The sequence below is a fragment of the Pseudoalteromonas sp. Of7M-16 genome (genome assembly GCF_022347805.1).
Lineage (GTDB): Bacteria > Pseudomonadota > Gammaproteobacteria > Enterobacterales > Alteromonadaceae > Pseudoalteromonas > Pseudoalteromonas luteoviolacea_F.
This window is the reverse complement of sequence record NZ_JAKRFY010000001.1, coordinates 429494-448700: the sequence shown is the minus strand read 5'-3', so window position 1 is coordinate 448700 and position 19207 is coordinate 429494. Positions and strand designations below refer to the sequence as shown.

13 protein-coding genes and 1 tRNA gene are annotated in these 19207 nt (G+C 43.5%); 9 read left to right on the top strand and 5 right to left on the bottom strand.

The features are described from left to right. The first annotated feature begins 253 nt into the window (after window positions 1-253). The 3 genes from MHN81_RS01990 to MHN81_RS01980 all read left to right on the top strand — a co-directional run bounded on the left by MHN81_RS01990 (window position 254) and on the right by MHN81_RS01980 (window position 4836). Window positions 254-3139 carry a M16 family metallopeptidase gene (locus tag MHN81_RS01990; protein WP_239424906.1) on the top strand — a complete coding sequence of 962 codons (2886 nt, stop codon included), beginning with the start codon at window positions 254-256 and terminating at the stop codon, window positions 3137-3139. Window positions 3140-3345: 206 nt separating this feature from the next. Then, window positions 3346-4167 carry a serine O-acetyltransferase gene (gene cysE / locus MHN81_RS01985; RefSeq protein ID WP_036976872.1) on the top strand — a complete coding sequence of 274 codons (822 nt, stop codon included), beginning with the start codon at window positions 3346-3348 and terminating at the stop codon, window positions 4165-4167. Between the two features lie 48 nt (window positions 4168-4215). Next, a complete protein-coding gene (locus MHN81_RS01980) occupies window positions 4216-4836 on the top strand; it encodes a hypothetical protein (RefSeq protein ID WP_239424905.1) in 621 nt (206 codons plus the stop codon). 1 nt (window position 4837) lies between these two features. Here MHN81_RS01980 and xseA read toward each other — a convergent pair whose 3' ends face one another. Then, a complete protein-coding gene (xseA, locus tag MHN81_RS01975) occupies window positions 4838-6187 on the bottom strand; it encodes an exodeoxyribonuclease VII large subunit (RefSeq protein ID WP_239424904.1) in 1350 nt (449 codons plus the stop codon). A 133-nt stretch (window positions 6188-6320) separates the two neighbouring features. Between xseA and guaB the strand changes: the two genes are divergently transcribed. From guaB to rimI, 5 genes are all read left to right on the top strand, one after another. Then, complete coding sequence (gene guaB, locus MHN81_RS01970) at window positions 6321-7790, top strand: IMP dehydrogenase (RefSeq protein ID WP_036976873.1); 1470 nt, start codon at window positions 6321-6323, stop codon at window positions 7788-7790. A 126-nt stretch (window positions 7791-7916) separates the two neighbouring features. Then, window positions 7917-9491 (top strand): glutamine-hydrolyzing GMP synthase, encoded by a 1575-nt coding sequence (gene guaA, locus MHN81_RS01965; protein ID WP_023400782.1) that lies wholly within the window; start codon window positions 7917-7919, stop codon window positions 9489-9491. A 146-nt stretch (window positions 9492-9637) separates the two neighbouring features. Beyond that, a tRNA-Trp gene (locus MHN81_RS01960) sits at window positions 9638-9714 on the top strand. Between the two features lie 71 nt (window positions 9715-9785). Continuing rightward, on the top strand, window positions 9786-10073 hold the full coding sequence (locus MHN81_RS01955) for a hypothetical protein (RefSeq protein WP_023400783.1): 288 nt from the start codon (window positions 9786-9788) through the stop codon (window positions 10071-10073). Next, window positions 10057-10509 carry a ribosomal protein S18-alanine N-acetyltransferase gene (rimI, locus tag MHN81_RS01950; protein ID WP_023400784.1) on the top strand — a complete coding sequence of 151 codons (453 nt, stop codon included), beginning with the start codon at window positions 10057-10059 and terminating at the stop codon, window positions 10507-10509. Before MHN81_RS01955 ends, rimI begins: the two co-directional genes overlap by 17 nt. Before the next feature lie 13 nt (window positions 10510-10522). On the opposite strand, the gene MHN81_RS01945 is transcribed toward rimI, so the two are convergent. From MHN81_RS01945 to yeiP, 3 genes are all read right to left on the bottom strand, one after another. Further along, window positions 10523-13201: a hybrid sensor histidine kinase/response regulator gene (locus MHN81_RS01945; protein ID WP_239424903.1), complete on the bottom strand. Its 2679-nt coding sequence runs from the start codon at window positions 13199-13201 to the stop codon at window positions 10523-10525. Window positions 13202-13430: 229 nt separating this feature from the next. Beyond that, entirely contained in the window at window positions 13431-16148 is a 2718-nt protein-coding gene (locus MHN81_RS01940; protein WP_023400786.1) for a basic secretory protein-like protein, read from the bottom strand. A 185-nt stretch (window positions 16149-16333) separates the two neighbouring features. Further along, window positions 16334-16906 carry an elongation factor P-like protein YeiP gene (gene yeiP / locus MHN81_RS01935; RefSeq protein ID WP_239424902.1) on the bottom strand — a complete coding sequence of 191 codons (573 nt, stop codon included), beginning with the start codon at window positions 16904-16906 and terminating at the stop codon, window positions 16334-16336. Between the two features lie 162 nt (window positions 16907-17068). Here yeiP and MHN81_RS01930 point away from each other — a divergent pair, with 162 nt between their 5' ends. After that, window positions 17069-17650, top strand: coding sequence for a DUF6151 family protein (locus MHN81_RS01930; protein WP_239424901.1), 582 nt, complete (start codon window positions 17069-17071; stop codon window positions 17648-17650). On the opposite strand, the gene MHN81_RS01925 is transcribed toward MHN81_RS01930, so the two are convergent. Next, a complete protein-coding gene (locus MHN81_RS01925; RefSeq protein WP_023400789.1) occupies window positions 17647-18975 on the bottom strand; it encodes a hypothetical protein in 1329 nt (442 codons plus the stop codon). The genes MHN81_RS01930 and MHN81_RS01925 overlap by 4 nt on opposite strands. Window positions 18976-19207: the final 232 nt, after the last annotated feature.

Genomic DNA, 19207 nt, shown 5'->3' with positions numbered 1-19207 from the left:
AATATAGCAGCCATTTAGACGTCTAGATAGATTTTTTTATTGAATTTATTTCATTAAAGATGAATTTTTTTCATGGTTATTGATATTACTCACTTTTAAGTTGCGCAAATTTAATCCATTGCTAGTCGGTTTTTTCAGGGGTTTATCGTGAAGCATAAGACTTTTGCTTGCTATAAGGCATAATCGGGGCATTGACCTACGCTATAAGCGTAGGTACTAAGACATTAAAGATTAAAAGTATTTAGGGACACTTATGAAATTTAAGCTTTTGGCTACCAGTTTGGCTGTGACACTGGCATTGACTGGCTGCGCTTCTAACAACGCGAGTAATACGTCACGTCTTCAAAGCGACACAAAAACTGTGAAACAAGTGACGGAAAATAAAGTTTTCTCTCATGATTATGTACTCAAAGAGCTCAGCAATGGCTTGCGCGTTATGGTCGTTAAAACGGATTACCCCGACGTTGTGTCTTTGCAGATCCCGGTATCAGTGGGATCGCGCAATGAAATTGAAGACGGCAAGACAGGCTTTGCGCACTTTTTTGAGCATATGATGTTTAAAGGCTCAAAAAAATATCCTGAGGCTGTGTATAAAGATATTATCAAAAATTCAGGTGTGGATAATCGCGCTTACACAACCAATGATTACACCAATTACTATCTGAGCTTTTCTAAAGAACACTTAGACAAGGTGCTTGAGATTCAGGCTGATATCTTCCAAAACTTAAACTTTAGTGAAGAGCAGTTTCGAACAGAGGCACTGACAGTAAAAGGTGAGTATCTTAAAAATAACGCCAACCCCATCCGCAAATTATTAGGTGCGGTGCGCGACAATGCATTTGATGAACACACCTATAAACATACGACGATGGGCTTTTTTGAAGACATCGAAGCCATGCCAGATCAAATGAATTATGCAGATCTGTTTTTCGAGCGCTTTTACAAACCTGAATACGCAACCATCATCATAGTTGGTGATGTTGATCCACAAGCGACCGTAAAAATGGTGAAAAAGCATTGGGGCGAATGGCAGCGAGGTGAGTATCAGGCTGATATTCCAGTTGAGCCTAAACAGCAAGAAGCGAGATATCAGCACGTCGTTAATGAAGGTCAGCCAGGGCACTGGTTACTGGTATCGTACAAAGGCCCAGCTTGGGAGCCGACACAAAAAGACCGTGCTGCAGTGGATTTGATATCCGAGCTCTACTTTTCGAAAAACTCAAAGCTGTATCAAGAGTTGGTTGTAGACAAACAAATCGCCACGCAATTGTTCACTTATAATGCTGAAACTAAAGATCCGGGTTTGTTGCACGTTTTTATCAAAGTTGAAGATGAAAAAGATCTCGTCACTGTGCGTGACGCAGTTAATCGGACCTATGCAACAGCGCGTACTGAATTAGTCGATGAAGAAAAGCTTGCTGCATTAAAATCAAATCTCAGATATAGCTTTGCAAACGATTTAGATTCTTCCAAAGCAATCGCTTCAATGTTGGCAAGTTATGTCCATTTCGAACGTGATCCTGAAGTGATTAATCGAATTTATGCCACCGCAGATACGGTCACGCCTGAAGATATTCGCAGCATTGCAAATAAATACTTCGTGGATTCGGGTCGCAACACCGTGACTATGTCGGCGAAAGCAAAAGTTGATGGGTTTGATAGCGAAGTTGCACTTGATGCGCTTAGTACACAAATGGCGCAACCAGCGACGCAGCATTTTACGGTGTTAGATAAAACATCCAATTCCCCACTGGTTGATGTGAACTGGTTATTTTATACCGGTGCAGCAGCTGATCCTGAGGGCAAAAAAGGCTTAGCTGCTTTGACGGCTGCCATGTTAGCTAAAGGAGGCAGTGCAACCAAGTCGTATAAAGAAATTAAAAAAGCCATGTATCCGCTTGCAGGAAGCTTCTCACATCAGGTAGACAAAGAAATGATTGCACTGCGTGGACGTGTTCACAAAGACAATGCCCAGCAGTGGTATGCGTTGGTGAGCGAGCAATTGCTAAATCCTGGGTTTAGAGAAGATGACTTCAATCGTTTGAAAAAAGAAATGATGGATAGCATTAACTCGGACTTAAAGTCGTCTAATGATGAAGAACTGGGCAAAGAGGTGCTCTATCACAAGCTGTATCAAGGACATGCGTATGAAAGTTTAAACTTGGGCGATTTATCTGATTTAGAGGCTTTGACATTGCAAGACGTGAAAGATTTTTATCGTCAGCAATTTACCCAGTCTAAATTAAATCTAGGTTTAACAGGGGCTCTGAGTGATGGATTAAAAGCACAGCTCATTGCTGATTTGACCAGTCTTCCCAAAGGCCAAGAGGCGCGATTGAATGTTTCCGATGCGCCTAAGCTAGAAGGGATCCACGCAACTGTAGTTGAAAAAAATGCTAAATCAACAGCTGTGTCTTTTGGTTTCCCTATCGACACCATCCGCAGTAGTAAAGACTGGACAGCGCTTTGGTTAGTACGTTCATATTTTGGAGAGCACCGCAATGCAGGCGCTTTCTTATTTGACCGAATTCGTCAAACCCGTGGTATGAACTATGGTGATTATGCCTACATTGAGTATTTCCCGCGCGGTATGTACCAGACGTTACCCGATGCAAACTTAGGTCGTTCTGAGCAGATATTCCAAGTGTGGTTGCGTCCGCTGCGCTCGAATAACGATGCACACTTTGCAACCCGTGTAGCGGTATACGAATTAGATAAGATGATTAAGCAAGGGATGAGTAAAAAAGATTTTGAGGCAACTCGAAATTTCCTAAACAACTATGTACCTCAGTTGGTGGCAAGTCAGGACAGGCAGCTTGGTTATGCGCTGGACAGCCAATTTTATAATACGGATGAATTTGTTAGTTTAGTGCGCTCAAACTTGGCCAGTTTGACATTGGAAGATGTAAACCGAGTGATCCGTGACAATCTGCAGACCGACAACATGCACTATGTTTTTGTCACCGGTGACGGTAAAGATATGAAACAGCGCTTAGCCAGTGAGCAAGTGTCGCCGTTAAAATACAATGTCAAAAAACCTCAGTCGCTATTGGATGAAGATAAGGTGATCGAAAGCTATAAGTTATCGGTTCCGGCGAACAATATTGAAGTGATCCAAGTTCAAGATCTGTTTAAGTAACCGACCTTGATCGACAATCTTAAACGCCCCGCTAAAACGGGGCGTTTTTATTTATCAGAGGTAAGTTACACAGACGGTAAAAAAACACCATTATAGGAACCTTCGGTTATAATTAATAACTAGAAATTTGCTGCTTACTAGTGCTATCGCAGAGTGATGCGCGCTAAGATATGCAAATGATGGTAAATGAAAGACATGTGGTGATTATGAGACACGAAATTTGGCAACAATTGAGAGAGGAAGCACAAGAGTTGGTGCAAAGAGAGCCTTTGCTCGCCAGTCACGTATATTCAAGTGTGCTCAATCATGAATGTTTGGGGGCCGCGCTCAGTTTTATTGTTGCAAATAAACTTTCGGATGCCGTGGTGTCTGCATTTACTATCCGAGAATTGTTTGATCAGGCATTTGTTGATTGCGAGCGAATGTTAACGCATGTTGCGCACGATATAAAAGCTGTTAAAGATCGAGACCCGGCTGCCGATAGTTATCTTAACGTGATATTAAACTTGAAGGGTTTCCATGCATTACAAGCACACCGTCTCGCATACTGCCTGTGGCGACAACAGCGTAAAGAGCTCGCCCGCTTTATTCAAAGCCGCACCTCTGAAGTTTTTGGCGTTGATATCCATCCTGCTTGTAAAGTCGGCCATGGTATTATGCTTGACCATGCGACTGGTATAGTGATCGGTGAAACAGCTGTTATTGAAGATAACGTATCGATCTTGCAGTCAGTTACGCTCGGTGGTACTGGTAATGAGCAAGGGGACCGACATCCAAAGATCCGTGCAGGCGTTTTGATTGGCGCAGGTGCTAAAGTATTGGGCAACATTGAGGTAGGAGAAGGCGCGCGAATCGGTGCCGGCTCAGTGGTTCTAAAAGCTGTTGCACCACACACCACAGTCGTTGGCGTGCCTGCAAAAGTAGTTGGTAAGCCAAATTGTCCATGTCCGGCAGAAAGCATGGACCAAAACTTTTTGGACGACACGATAAGTCGTATTAATGATTCCCACACCAGCGCAATGTTGTAGCGAACTCAATTACGCATGCGGCCTACGATTGCTCTGGGATGTGCTTTTTTGGCAGGGGGATTGCTAACGAGTGTTTACTATGAATTGTATGGTTTAAAGCAATCAGAATCCTTTCATGGTAATGTCGCTTCAATAGGAGGCGTTACCATTAACGAGGCTCAATCCCCTGAGTTCTCTAGAGACAACGAAAAACCAAATGAAACCTCTCCAGTGTCGACAGAACTCGCAGAGGCGGATGATCTACGGCTTATCAATCAACAACTGCAGCAAGAAAATAAACGAATTAAGGCGCAACTGAGTATGCTCACAGCCAAGTCTATGGCGAATAAACCAAGTCACAATGTGCCAAAGCAATTGCAAAGCATTTTTGAGCATCAAAGGCGTGATGATAACTGGGCCTCAGAAGTTGAGTTATTTGCGGAAGATTTCCTCTATGAAGCACAGCTGCACGATACCATCAATTTGCTATCGGCAGAGTGTAAACTGCACGTGTGCCAATTAAATTTCGTCGCGCCGCAAGGCGAGCCTAAATGGCAACAGCTTCACACAGCTTTACTGCGTATGCCGTGGATGAAGCAATTTAAAACGGTGGCAGCAGTGCAAAATACTCAAGCGATGCAGATCCACCTCAGTTTAAAAAGCAGTGATGAGCTGAGCCGAGAATATTAGGTTAGTCCTCTTTTTTGACAACACGAGACACCTGTGTGTGGAGTTGCCCATCAGCCAGTTGCGTTACCAGTGAATCACCTGGTTGCACGTCAGCTACCGACGCTAGTACGTTGCCATCTTTTTGTGTAATGCTATAACCGCGAGACAGTACAGCGAGTGGACTAACACTGTCTAGCCTTGCTGAGAGTAACGCTAGGCGGTTTTGTTTGTCACGCAGCTGGTGGTGCAAGGTGTTATTTAGTCTCGACTCGAGCTTTTCGAGCTTGGTTCTGGCTTCGTTGAGACGCTTTTCTGGGTGGAATTTTAGCAATGTGTGGCTCAGCACATTCACTTTATGGTGATGTTTTTGTTGTTGGTATTGTAACGCGCGGGTCAAACGTTGCTGAAGTTCATCCACACGCTGCCCTTGCTGCATCAATTGATTTTGTGGATGTTGCAAACTCAGACGTTGTTGGAGGCGCTGAATATGCTGTTGCTCATCTGCGATTTTCCGTTTTAATGCATTGATAAGCCTTTGTTTTCTGTCCGCGATATAGCTTAGAAGTTCACTGCTATCTGGACTCACTAGTTCGGCAGCTGCGGATGGGGTTGGCGCGCGTAAATCTGCAACGTAATCACTGATGGTGGTATCAATTTCGTGTCCAACGGCGCTGATAATCGGCAATGAGCATGTAAAAATGGCACGTGCAACTACTTCTTCGTTAAAGCACCATAGATCTTCCAAAGAGCCTCCACCGCGCCCGACAATCAGTACATCAACTTCGTTGCGTTTGTCTGCCAAGGCTATTCTTTCTGCAATTTGTGCGGCGGCGTCTTGGCCTTGTACCAGAGTTGGATAAATGGTTACTTCTAATTGTGGTGCTCGGCGTTTTAACACGGATAAGATATCTTTGATAGCAGCACCTGTCGCAGATGTGATAACGCCAATACGATTGATCTGTTGTGGTAATGGCTTTTTATGAAAACTATTGAATAAGCCTTCTGCGGCAAGCTGCATTTGCAGTGCTTCGAACTTTTGCTTGAGCAGACCTTCACCTGCTGGAGCCATATGCTCGACAATCAATTGATAGTCGCCACGCGGTTCGTAAACAGATACGCGGGCTTTGACTTGCACTTGCGCTCCGTTTTCTGGGCGATACTTACAATAACGATTGTTGCCACGCCACATAGCTGCTTTGACCTGTGCCTTTTCATCTTTTAAGGAAAAATACCAGTGGCCAGAGGCGGGGGCGACAAAGTTTGAAATTTCGCCAGTCAATTCAAGAGAAGCAAAGCCTTGTTCTAGTAAACTGCGTATTTCACGATTAAGGCGCGAAACTGTATAAACTTTGTTGTTTTGTGGCAATGACATACCTAGCTCCATAAAAAATTCACAGACACTTTAGCATATTTTTTGCTAAATTTTGTTTACTCGCATAAGGAACGCTGATAAAATGCGCACGCAATTCCTTATACTCAGAATTCACTTGAGAGAAGCCGCACACATGCTAAGAATTGCAAAAGAAGCCCTAACTTTTGACGACGTACTTTTAGTACCCGCTCATTCAACTGTTCTACCGCACACAGCGAGTTTGAAGACTCGTCTGACACGCGATATCGAGCTTAACCTGCCACTTGTTTCTGCGTCAATGGACACAGTGACTGAAGCACGCTTAGCGATTGCCCTCGCGCAAGAAGGCGGCATTGGCTTTATTCACAAAAACATGACCATTGAAGAGCAAGCTGACAATGTCCGTAAAGTAAAAACTTACGAAGCCGGTATTGTTACTTTCCCTGTGACAGTCACAGCAGACAAAACGATTGCTGAAACTATCGCACTTGCTGACGAAAAAGGTTTTTCAGGTTTCCCTGTAGTTGGTGCCGATAACCAACTTGAAGGCATCGTAACTAGCCGTGATATGCGTTTTGAAACGCAACTAGATAAGCCTGTTTCTTCAGTCATGACGAAAAAAGCTGATCTTGTCACTGTAAAAGAAGGTGCAGGCCGTGAAGAAATTCTTGGTCTAATGCATGAACACCGCATCGAAAAAATCTTAGTAGTTGATGATGCATTTGCACTGAAAGGCATGATCACAGTAAAAGACTACCAAAAAGCACAAGAAAAACCGAATGCATGTAAAGACGCGCAAGGTCGTTTACGTGTAGGCGCAGCTGTTGGTGTTGGTGCTGGTACAGATGAGCGTATCGAAGCACTGGTAGAAGCTGGGGTTGATATTCTGCTTATCGATACTTCTCACGGTCACTCTCAAGGTGTAATTGACCGCGTTAAAGAAACACGCGCAGCTTACCCTGAATTACAAATTGTCGCGGGTAACGTAGCAACTGGTGCTGGTGCATTGGCACTTGCTGACGCAGGCGCTAACGCAGTTAAAGTTGGTATTGGCCCTGGCTCAATTTGTACAACACGTATTGTTACTGGCTGTGGTGTACCACAAATCACTGCGATTTCAGATGCTGTTGAAGCACTTAAAGACCGTGATATTCCAGTTATTGCCGACGGTGGTATTCGTTTCTCGGGTGACATTGTAAAAGCACTTGTTGCTGGTGCTGCTTGTGTCATGGTTGGTTCAATGCTTGCTGGTACCGAAGAGTCGCCGGGTGAAGTTGAACTTTACCAAGGCCGTTACTATAAGTCATACCGTGGCATGGGATCTCTTGGTGCGATGAACCAAAAAGATGGTTCTTCAGATCGTTACTTCCAGAAGAGCAATCAAGCAGACAAGCTAGTACCTGAAGGTATTGAAGGTCGCGTTGCATACAAAGGGCCAATTGCCGCCATTATTCACCAACAAATTGGTGGGATCCGCAGTGCAATGGGCCTAACCGGTTGCGCGACGATTGCTGAGCTTAACGTTAAACCTGAGTTTGTACGTGTTACTTCAGCAGGTATGGGTGAGTCTCACGTACATGACGTACAGATCACCAAAGAAGCGCCTAACTATCGTCTAGGTTAAGCCGGCCAACGAGTGTTGAGCCCGCAAAATTTTCAGGGCTAGCAGCAGCTAGCCCTTTTTAATTCTGGTAAAGCAGGTTAGCTGTGCTTTACTAATTTTATCGTTTCCTAACTAACGAGATTATCAATGAGCAAAGACATCCATGATTCCCGTATTTTGATCTTAGACTTCGGTTCTCAATACACGCAGTTAATTGCACGTCGTGTACGTGAGATTGGCGTTTACTGTGAACTTTGGGCTTGGGATGTAACGGAAGAGCAGATCCGTGAATTCAACCCTCAGGGCATCATCCTGTCTGGTGGTCCAGAGTCGACAACAGAGGAAAACAGCCCGCGCGCCCCTGAATATGTATTCGAAGCGGGTGTACCTGTACTTGGCGTTTGTTACGGCATGCAAACAATGGCAATGCAGCTTGGCGGTAAAGTACATAGCTCTGATAAGAAAGAGTTTGGTTACGCGAAAGTTGAAAAAGTCGGTAACTGTGCACTATTTGAAGCGATTGAAGATCATATCGAAGATGGCGTTGGTCAGCTTGACGTATGGATGAGCCACGGCGATAAAGTTATTGAAATTCCAGAAACGTTTGTGACAAGTGCAAAAACTGATACGTGTCCACACGCGGCAATGTCTTGGGAAGAAAAGCGTTTTTATGGCGTGCAATTCCACCCAGAAGTAACACACACACAGCAAGGTACACGTTTACTAGAGCGTTTTGCGATTGATATCTGTGGTTGTGAAAAGCTATGGACGCCGTCACAAATCATCGAAGATGCAGTAGAGCGTATCAAAGAAAAAGTAGGTGATGACGAAGTTATTTTAGGTCTATCTGGTGGTGTTGACTCATCAGTAGTGGCGATGCTTATCCACCGTGCGATTGGTAAGAAGCTAACATGTGTATTTGTTGATAACGGTTTACTCCGTTTAAACGAAGGTCAGCAAGTAATGGAAATGTTTGGTGATAAGTTTGGCCTGAATATCATCAAAGTGGATGCTGAAGAGCAGTTCTTAAATGACCTAGCTGGTCTTTCTGATCCTGAAGATAAGCGTAAAGCAATTGGTCATACGTTCATTGACGTATTCGATGCTGAATCTAAAAAGCTGAAAAATGCTAAATGGTTAGCGCAAGGTACAATTTACCCAGATGTAATTGAGTCAGCGGCGTCTAAAACAGGTAAGGCACACGTGATCAAGTCTCACCATAACGTAGGTGGTCTGCCTGACGATATGGAAATGGGTCTAGTAGAGCCTCTACGCGAGCTGTTTAAAGATGAAGTACGTAAGATTGGCCTTGAGTTAGGTCTACCTTACGATATGCTTTACCGTCACCCATTCCCGGGTCCTGGTTTAGGTGTACGTGTACTAGGTGAAATCAAGAAAGAATACTGTGATTTACTTCGTCGTGCAGATGCTATCTTTATTGAAGAGCTTCACAAGGCGGAGCTATACCACAAAGTATCTCAAGCGTTCACTGTATTCCTTCCAGTTAAATCTGTAGGCGTAATGGGTGATGCACGTAAGTATGACTGGGTTGTATCGCTGCGTTGTGTTGAAACTATCGACTTTATGACGGCACGTTGGTCACAGCTACCTTATGACTTCTTAGGCCATGTTTCAAACCGCATTATCAATGAAATCGATGGTATCTCTCGTGTTGTTTATGATATTTCAGGTAAACCACCTGCGACAATCGAGTGGGAATAACTGCAATTAGCATCCGCTAATTGAATGAAAAAAAGGCGAATATGGTAAATATTCGCCTTTTTGTTTATAAATGATGCAAACAAACAAAAAAATGCATTTTTCCTCTTTACCTTTTCTAAAAGCTCTTTATAATGCGTCGACATTGCAGGGGCGTAGTTCCAATTGGTAGAACAGCGGTCTCCAAAACCGATGGTTGCGGGTTCGAGTCCTGCCGCCCCTGCCACTTCTTACTTTACCCACTTAATTGATTCTTTTAATACTTCCATTTAGACTCAATAAAAAAGTATTTTTACCATGCACCCGATACATGCTCAATTACTTGGTTTAACACCACTCAAACTTAAAGCGCAATATGACACACACACTGCGTCAAATGATGCCAACAGTGTTTCTGTTCCTTTGGCATTGCCTGTGCGTTTGGCTGAAGATATCGCGCTTGCGTTGAACTGTGAGAGTTTAGAGGTGATCTCGGGAGAATCAATTGCACTGCACGGTACAACACTCACTCTACCGAATGAACACTTAACCGCGACGCAAAAACAACAATTATGGCAAGTGATATATCATGCAGTATCTACGTAGCGAGGCGTTAGCCCAATTTCCAATAGCTGATATCATGCGAATTGAAAATGCGTGCCACAGCCACCCGTGGAGTGAAAAAACTCTGACCTCTTGTATCGGCGGGCGATATTTTAACGCATGCCGAGATTCTGAACAGGGGGTGGTCGGTTATTTTATTGCAGAGCGAGCAGGGCCAGACTATACCTTGATGAATATTTGTGTTGACCCAAAGCGCCAGGGGCAGGGGATAGCGACAGAGCTTATGCAAGCATTAATTCAGCAATGTCGTGATGAACAAGCTGAAAACCTATTTCTAGAAGTGCGAGCATCTAATCAAGCAGCCATTGCACTTTATAAAAAAGTAGGCCTGAGCATTATGGGGACGCGAAAAAACTATTACCCTACTGAATCAGGCAGAGAAGATGCGGTTTTAATGGGCTTAGAGTTTAAAAATTAATATTGTTGGCTTGTTATTTTACTGCTTGTAGCTGAACGTCTTCGTTTTCTAATGTGTATCGGATCGCCTGCGTAAGCTGTAGCGTTGTGTATTGCCACTGTGCTTTGTTATTCTCTTGCAGGCTGCTTTCAAGCTCTCCAGCGGCACTGTGAATATTACTAAACCCAAAACAGCCCGCACTGCCTTTAAGGCTATGAGCGAGCGCACGAAGCGATTCCCACTCTTGATTCTGATAAAGAGATTCAACCAGCTCTAGTTGCTCGGGCAGTTTTTCTAAATAATTTTGGCTGATCTGTAAGAACTTTTCGCTTTTGAGTAAATTATTCCATTTAGACGCGTTGTCGTTCGCCAATTCGAGAAACTCCAGTAATACCGCCCCGAGCTTTTCTCTGTCGATTGGTTTTCCGAGTGTTGCGTTACACCCAGCGGCAAGGTAGGTGTCTATGTCATGCTTCATAATGTTGGCTGTCAAAGCGACAATAGGGCCGTCATAGGCTGCGTGTCTGAGCATCTCAGTGGCTTCCAATCCACCCATAACCGGCATTTGCATATCCATTAAGATTAAGTCGTAATCGTTGATCAATGACATCTCCACGGCTTGAGCGCCGTTATTGGCGATGTCTGGGACCAGACCCCAAGAACTTAGCAGTAAGGAGATCAGCTCTTGGTTATCTTTGTTATCTTCGGCTAACAAAATAGTTGCTTCTAACTGGGTTTCAGCGAGCTTTTGCGAGTTGCTGGTTTGATTGTGAATATACGAGTCACAGTCTATCCATTGAATATCTTGGCTTGCGTGATTGGCAGAGATGGTGATTGTAAAAGTACTGCCATTGCCTTGCTCACTGTTTACTTGAACGTCTCCACCTAACAATTGCGCAAGATTTTTGGAAATACATAGTCCTAGTCCTGTGCCACCAAAACGCCTAGTGGTGGTGGTGTCGGCCTGTTCAAAAGGCTTAAACACACGCTCCATCTCACTTTGAGACATACCAATACCCGTATCTTTGACAACAAATACAAACTGGTCATTTTGGGTGTTAAAATCAATCCCGATAGAGATAAAGCCGTGCTCCGTAAACTTGACGGCATTGCTGGCGATATTGAGCAGGATTTGCTTGAGGCGGGTTTCATCACTGTTGAGGACTTTGGGCAGTGGAAACGCGTAATCAAGTGTTAATTCTAATTGCTTTTCTTCAGCGAGGGGCTGAATAATCGACTCAATGTCTTTTAGCAGTGGCAAAAACTCAATTTCATTTTGTTCAACAGCGAGCTTTTCGGCCTCGATTTTGGATAAATCGAGAATATTATTAATTAGCTCCAATAGGTGCTTAGAGTTTCTCAAAATGGTGTCTAAGTGCAAATCTGCATTTTTAGCATTTGGGTTATGCAATAGCTGTTCTGTGAATCCCATAATCGCGGTTAAAGGCGTGCGGATCTCATGACTCATATTGGCTAAAAATCGGCTTTTTAGTTGGTTGGCTTGCTCGGCTTCTTTAATTGCAACTTCAAGCTGCTGGTTCATTTCTTCCAAAGCACGTGTTCTGTTCTCTACCTTTTCCTCAAGGTGGAGTTTGTAGTCTTCTAACTCACCTTGGAAGTCTCTGATCTGTTTAACCATGTGATTGAAATCATCAAATAAAGTGCCAACTTCATCATCATCATGAGCAGGTAGAAAGACAGATAAATCACCATCTCCAACACGGTGGCTGGCTTCACCAAGCAGTTCTATAGGGGTAAGTAAGAGGTTACGTACCACAATGAAGATGAGCACAGGTAGTGTTACCACAGAGAGGATCACTATGAGGGCAGTGATAAGGCTAATAGCTTTGCCCGACTGATATAGAATGCTCTTTGGTATTGTCGATATATAGTAATACCCACCACTTAGCTGCGCACTGTAGGTCATGCGTTTAAGCCCATCCACAGAAGGTAAAACAATAGAATCAAGCTTACCTCTATCAGCCAATGAGCTTATTTGCGCCATTTCCTCATCGCTTAAATAACTAGAAGAAAACTGCCCATCTGAAGAGAAAAGTACTTCACCTTGTGCAGATACCAGCAGGTTCAATGTGTTGTCATAAGGCGCTTCTAATATGCTACTGCTGATAATAGAAGGGGCTACTCGAACTATGATATAGCCTTGGCGCTGAGGCCTTTTGAGGTGAAAGTTGACGCTGTAAATTTGTTGTACAAAATAGAGCTGAGTACCGTCATCTTTTGCAGGCAGCATATATTGTTGTTGGCGCAAGTTACTTTTGAGCACTTGGTCAAAAAAAGGGTAGTCGTCAGGTGCGAAGCTCAGATTGCTGGAATAAAAGGCGTGACTATTGCCTTCTGCATCAACTAAATTAATGCTGAGAATATCTGGATAGGCTTCACTGTAGCTTGCAAATACATCCATCAACGCACCTAGGCGTTTTGTTTTTACTTGCTTTTCGTCAGGGGGAGTCAGTAAAAAGTCACTTAGTACAGGTGAGGTGGACAGCAGTTTGGTCGTTGACTGATAGATTTCCATGTAGTTGAACATTTTCTGCTGCTGTTGCTCGACAAAGCGGCTGACAATGAGCTTTGCTTGCTTTTGCGTTGAGCTAGTTACATTGGTCAGTGTAAAGCCACCGAGAAATAACAAAGGCAAAATCACAAGCGGTGTGATGTACCAAAGCAACCTGATACTGAGCTTACTGGTTTTCATCTATCCTGATATCCATATATACCTGTTACAGTCCGTCAAACTATCCATTCATTGTGCAAATAAGGATCATATGATGGCTTGCATAATTTCTCAAGTTTTTACGCCGTGTCGCGTATAGCCAAAACTGAAAAAGTGTAGCGTCGGAGCGAGTGTTGTCGATGGCTAACAAGGAAGGGCTTTGTATACAGATAGGACAAGGTACATGAGTACCCTGTCCCAGAGATGTAATTTATTTAGCGTTAAACAGTTCAATTTCAGATAGTTGTAATAAGTCGTTACCATTTGCATCGGTGGCGGTATGCGTTAGCTCAATGCGAAATTGAGAGTATGCAACATCGTTTTCAATGCGGAAGGTTTTTGTTTGATTACGTGATTCAAATTGTTGTGATTGACGAGAATCCAGTGTGTGCCATTGAACGCCGTCATTAGAACCTGACACAATCCACTGTGCAGGATCTCGTTCCGGAGCGTCATTGCCACTGGTGATACTGTATGCCTTTAAAGTGCGTGGCTGTGTTGTATTGAATTGCAACCAACCTTGTTTGGTCAGCGCGACATACTTGTTGCTGTGATCACCGTCAAAGGCACTTTGGTAGCCCTCTCCCCATTGACTAAACCCTTCGTGTTCAGCACTGGCTTCCCCACCGAGTAAAACAAAGTTTTCAAGTGTGACTGGTAACGTGGCGGTTGTTTTATCGGCTAACAAATCGATCTCTGCGATTTGAAATAAGGACTGGCCATTACTTTGGCTACCACTGTTAGTGAAGTTAAATTTAAAATGCTTGAAACTTTGAGTTGGTGCAACGCTAAATTCCCGAGTTTCCAATCTCTGTTCAAATACCTGATGTGACTGCGTGTCTATTTGGTGCCAATTAGTACCATCAGAGGATCCATATAAAGTCCAACTGCTAGGGTCTCTGCTAGGTTGGTTGTCGCCAACGGTTAAGCGATACGCACCCAGTTGTCCAGCACCAAAAGTAGAAAAGGTGATTTCAGAATGTGCATTTAAAGTGAGATATTTAGTATAGCGATCGCCATCAAAGGCATTTGTAACGTCATAGATTGGATCAGCAGGCACCGCGGTAGCACTTGCTTCCCCGCCCAATGTTATCAAACTGAGTTGCTCATCAGGAATGGCTGGGGCTTCGGGGGCAGCGCCTAAAGTAGCTTGATATTTCTGCCATAAAGTATTGATATCTTGATTTAAAATGCGTTTGAGCGCCTCTTCAAGTGTCCATTCCCAGCCTTCTTTTTGGCTAGTCAGTACCATTTGGTTTATTTTGTAGGTGAAGTCTTCGTCGTAGTTATCTTGTATCCAAGATAAAAAGAAGCCTGTATTGGTATAACCGCCGAGCCAGTTTTTCGAAGGTGAAGGGCTGCGTGTCGCATGGAAGCCTGCTCGGATCCTCACTAGATCCGCGATGCCCTCAATGATGGCATGTGCTTCATTGCCATCAGCCATTGCCCCTGTTGGGAAGTGTTGGTAGCCATGTACAAGTTCATGCCAGAAAACGCCGAGCAACTCATAGATCACTTCGTCATCGCTGGCATTGGCCAGTGATTCTGTGATGTATTTTGTACTGAATGCGATTTCCATATTGCGGCCAGAGCCCGCGCGATAAGCTAAGGTATCCATCCACTTCAGGCTAAATGTGACTGAATCAAACTCTGGTGACTCACCATAGTGTTTATATAAATACTGATTGACCTGTAGCGTTACATCGTTGATGGTTTTTTCCAAATCAGGAAAGAGTCTATGAATACGCTTATATCCTTCGCTCTGAGTATCTTCGTGGGCAAATTTAATTTCCGGATAAGCGAACCCCTGCCAAGGGTTTGCTGGGTCGACGACCTTCACCTTTTGAGTCACTGTTTCACTTTGACCATGCCAATTGTACGTCGTCAGTTCAATATTTTTGACGCCAGGAGTCTTGAATGAGACTAGCGGGTTTTTTGCTAAACTAGCGGCGGGGATACCCTGTTCAAACTGCCATTCAAAACTATTTGGTTTGTTGAGGCTAGCATCTTTAAATTCAATGGTTTCACCAACAAATACGGTATTGGAGTCACTTGTTATTCCAGCAATTGGCAATTGAGTGTTGGTAAACAAGTCTAGTTCGGCTATTTGCAAGAGATCATAACCCCAGTCATCGGTGCCTTTATGTGTTAATTCAAAACGGTAGTGTTGGTATGGCTGTTCTTCTGACAATTGATAGCTTTTTTGCTCGAAGCGTTTACTGAACACTTGCTCGTTACGCTGATCTATTGTTTGCCAGTTTTCACCGTCGTTAGAGCCTTTTAGTGTCCAGTTGTGAGGATCTCGACCCGGTGCGTCATTCGCTGAGGTAAACTGATATTGGGTGAGGCTTTGTGGCTGCGCTAGCGATACTTGGATCCAGCCTTGTGGTTTAAGCGTCACGTATTTGGTACGAGGATCGCCATCAAATGCATTGTTTAGGGATTCACCGGCTGGTGATTCTGCTTTTTGCTCATTCAGAATAATGTTGTGGCCAATTAAACTCATTTGTGAAATTGGATCGTTCTTTTTATCGTGTGCTATTTTCTCCCATACTTGGCTTGCACCCGGCACTTCGTTTAATGTCCACCACTTAGCTTTAAAAACTTCTCCCTTGTACGCTACCACTTGTCCCTTTGTATAAACTTGTGCATGCAGCCAAGGGTTAGATACCTCACCTTCGTCATTAATAAATTGCACAAACTGCCAAGCGCCCGACGTGTTGGTTGCTGGTAAATCTCCTTCTGACCACCATTTAGCCTTATATACAGCACCTTGGTAGGTAACTCGCTGGCCTTTTTTGTAACTTATTTTATCTTGCCACTCATTGAGTTCAGTTTGTTGAGTATGTTGATGTGTATGTCCTGAATGTGCGTGTATTGATGTCGATTGAATAGCAAGTGCTAGAGCACACAGTGCAAATCTTCTCATGACTAACTCCCATTATCTTGATTGTTTTTATTTGGAACGTTCCATTTATTATTGGCACAAAATTGCAGCAATTCAAAGTTTTATTTTAACTTCTAAACTTTAGCTAAGAACTTAGTAACAGGTGAGATTGAGGAGGTAATAAAAAAGCCGGGCTATCCGGCTTTAGGTATCGCTTTCAAACGGTATTAGCTGTCTGCACGACCCATGAATTTAACTTCGGTGGTATTGATTTTGATTTTATCACCCGTTGAGATGTGCTCCGGAACTTGTACGATTAGCCCCGTGGTCAGTGTTGCTGGTTTAGTGCGAGCACTGGCTGAAGCCCCCTTGATAGAAGGTGATGTTTCTTCAATCACAAGTTCTACACTTGACGGTAAATCAATTGATACTGGACTGCCTTCAACAACAACGACTGATAGGCCTTTTGTATCTTCGTTAATGAATAATACCTGCTCAGAAATAGCTTCTTTATTTAGGTGATAAGGCGTGTAGTCCTCTTCATCCATAAATACATACTCTTCGCCATCTACGTATGAAAACATAGCAGGGCGACGGGTTAGATCTGCCAGTTTCAGCATTTCTTCAGCTTTGAATGTTTCATCTACTTTGCCGTTATTTACGACATCGTACATACGCATGCGGTAAAGACTACCACCTGCACGACCTTGCGGTACCGAGCGCTCGATATCACGCACAATCATAACTCGACCATTGTATTCAATCGCCGCATGTTTTTTTATTTCACTGGCCTTTGGCATAGTAATTCCCAATTTATTTTGTTTTGCAGAAAACTAGCATGAAGCTCTGCCAACGCCAAGCCCCGTAGGTATTTTATTGTGTTTTAAAGGGGTGATAGGATAGGAGTGAAGGTCATGATATTCATCTTATCGTGACTATGACTGTTGCGATAAGGACACTGTATGGATAAATGTTTGAATTTTAGTTGTCGCTGCTCCAAAGTGCGTGGCACCGTATCTTATGGAAATCGGCTATTTCATAATCGTGTGGTTTGTTATTGTGATGATTGCCAGAAATTTGTAAGGCACCTTGGGCAAAATCAAATGCTCAATGAGTATGGCGGCTCAGACGTTTTTCAGGTTAGCTCATCGCAACTTGAGGTGCACCAGGGAAAACAGCAAATAGCTTGCCTTACGGTGACAAAAGGCGGTGTTCACCGCTGGTTTGCTGCATGTTGCAATACACCGTTGGGAAATACCGTGAATGCACGTTGGCCTTTAGTAGGACTGTTGCAAGGTTGTATTGAAGAGGATCTAAACGAGACAGTTGGGCCACCTATTGGCAGCGTTTTCTGCAAGTTTGCCAATGCTGAAATTCCAGCTGAAATTAAGGGGCAATGGTCTCACAAGCGTGTTGTTGTGCATTTAGCATTTAAAATAGCGCTCTGGCGTTTACTTGGAAAAGGCAAGCCTAGCGAGTTTTATCAACAAGGCAAGCCGATCGCACAACCGTATTGCCTTGCTGATGATGAAAAACAACGCTAAAGCGCATACAGTGATGCCATTTCGTAGTAGGTTAAACCGAATTGTTTTTTGAACCAGCTGTTTACAAATTCATGCTGTGGAGAAATTTTGCCACAGCGCAGAATGTATTCACCATAGTGCGCACCGATTAAGCCATTGCAATGAGTTTCGACCCAGATACGATCTAGTTGTGACTTAAAATCTTGCTGTAGCGCGTCCAGTTGTGTACTTAATTTAGAGTCAACATCTAGAAAGGTAGCTTTAACAGGTTTGATTTTGAGTTGTGGAAAATCCGCTTGGTGGCTTTGCGTATAGTGAGTTTGGCTGTCGTCCACTCGAAACTCTATTGGCTGAGCTGCAATGGTGCCTTCATATTTTGCATCGACACTAAATTGCTCGGTAAATTCGGTGACTGGGTAGTTGTAGGCTTTTTTTACTTCGACATCGAGTTTATCCGATGGATCGTTTGGATTGTGACGTTCTTCAACAATGGTAAAGTGCTTCTGGCGATTGACCAGTTTAGCGTCTCTGATATGCTCCAACCTCGCATCAAATTTGAGTCTAAAAGTCTGTTGTCCGACTGGGCTATACCATAGGCTTTCTCTGAATATTTGCTTTAATTCAGAAGACGCTGTCTGTAACGAGTTCGCCTGTCGGCTAGTACGGTGCAAATTGACGTTGAATCGCGGTGTCAGTGCGATACTTGAATAGCGGCTTGGATCTTGGGTCATTGGAGTGAAGTTTTGTGGTAGATCCCATGCCATGCAGTATTTTTCAGTAAATTGGCGTAAATAAAAACGCGTGTTATTTGCCTGTGTGAACATACGAGTACACAGGGCATGTGCCTTATTTTGCAACGGAACACGATATGCCGAAAATTGATTGTGCAGCTGCGCGTTGCCGATTAAAAATGAATAGCGATGTTCAAAAAAGCGGAATTGATCTGGAAAGCGGGATTGGCCCAATTGTTCGGCACGTTGCTTCAACCACAATGTAGCATATTCAATTTCTTCATTCTGAGTATTGGCGATGGGCCCAAGTGGCTCTACTTGCCATTCAATTTGATTGCGTAATAATGACTCTAATTTCATTGCTGCGCCAGTCGGGTTGCCTCCTAAGCGCAACATTCGAACGTCGATCAAACCTTTATCTAATATTTTATTACGGGCCTGTAGTAGTCCTTTTTGTGCATCAATATTGTGCGGATCTTCAACCAATGCTTGCTCATAATATTCAGCTGATTGTGAATACATTCCTGCTTCAAATAAGTTATGTCCTTTTTCAACAAGGCTTTTACAACCACACAGTGCCAATGTCAGCACTGACAACACGAATATTTTTCTCATTTTATTATCATCCTTTTAATATCAATGAGTTGGCTTAAAGTCATGGCTGTCATTCGCGCACGCTTCTAGCAATCATTTTAATACAAAGTGAGCGAGTTTCTTCATTGTGAGAATACAAACTATTTAGCGTTTTATAGTAATTGGTATTGTGTACCTATGTCTAGGACTGCGGGTTAACTTTAGTTTACAAAGGAGGGTGATAATTGTACAGTTTTGGCTGGGGGAATGGGTC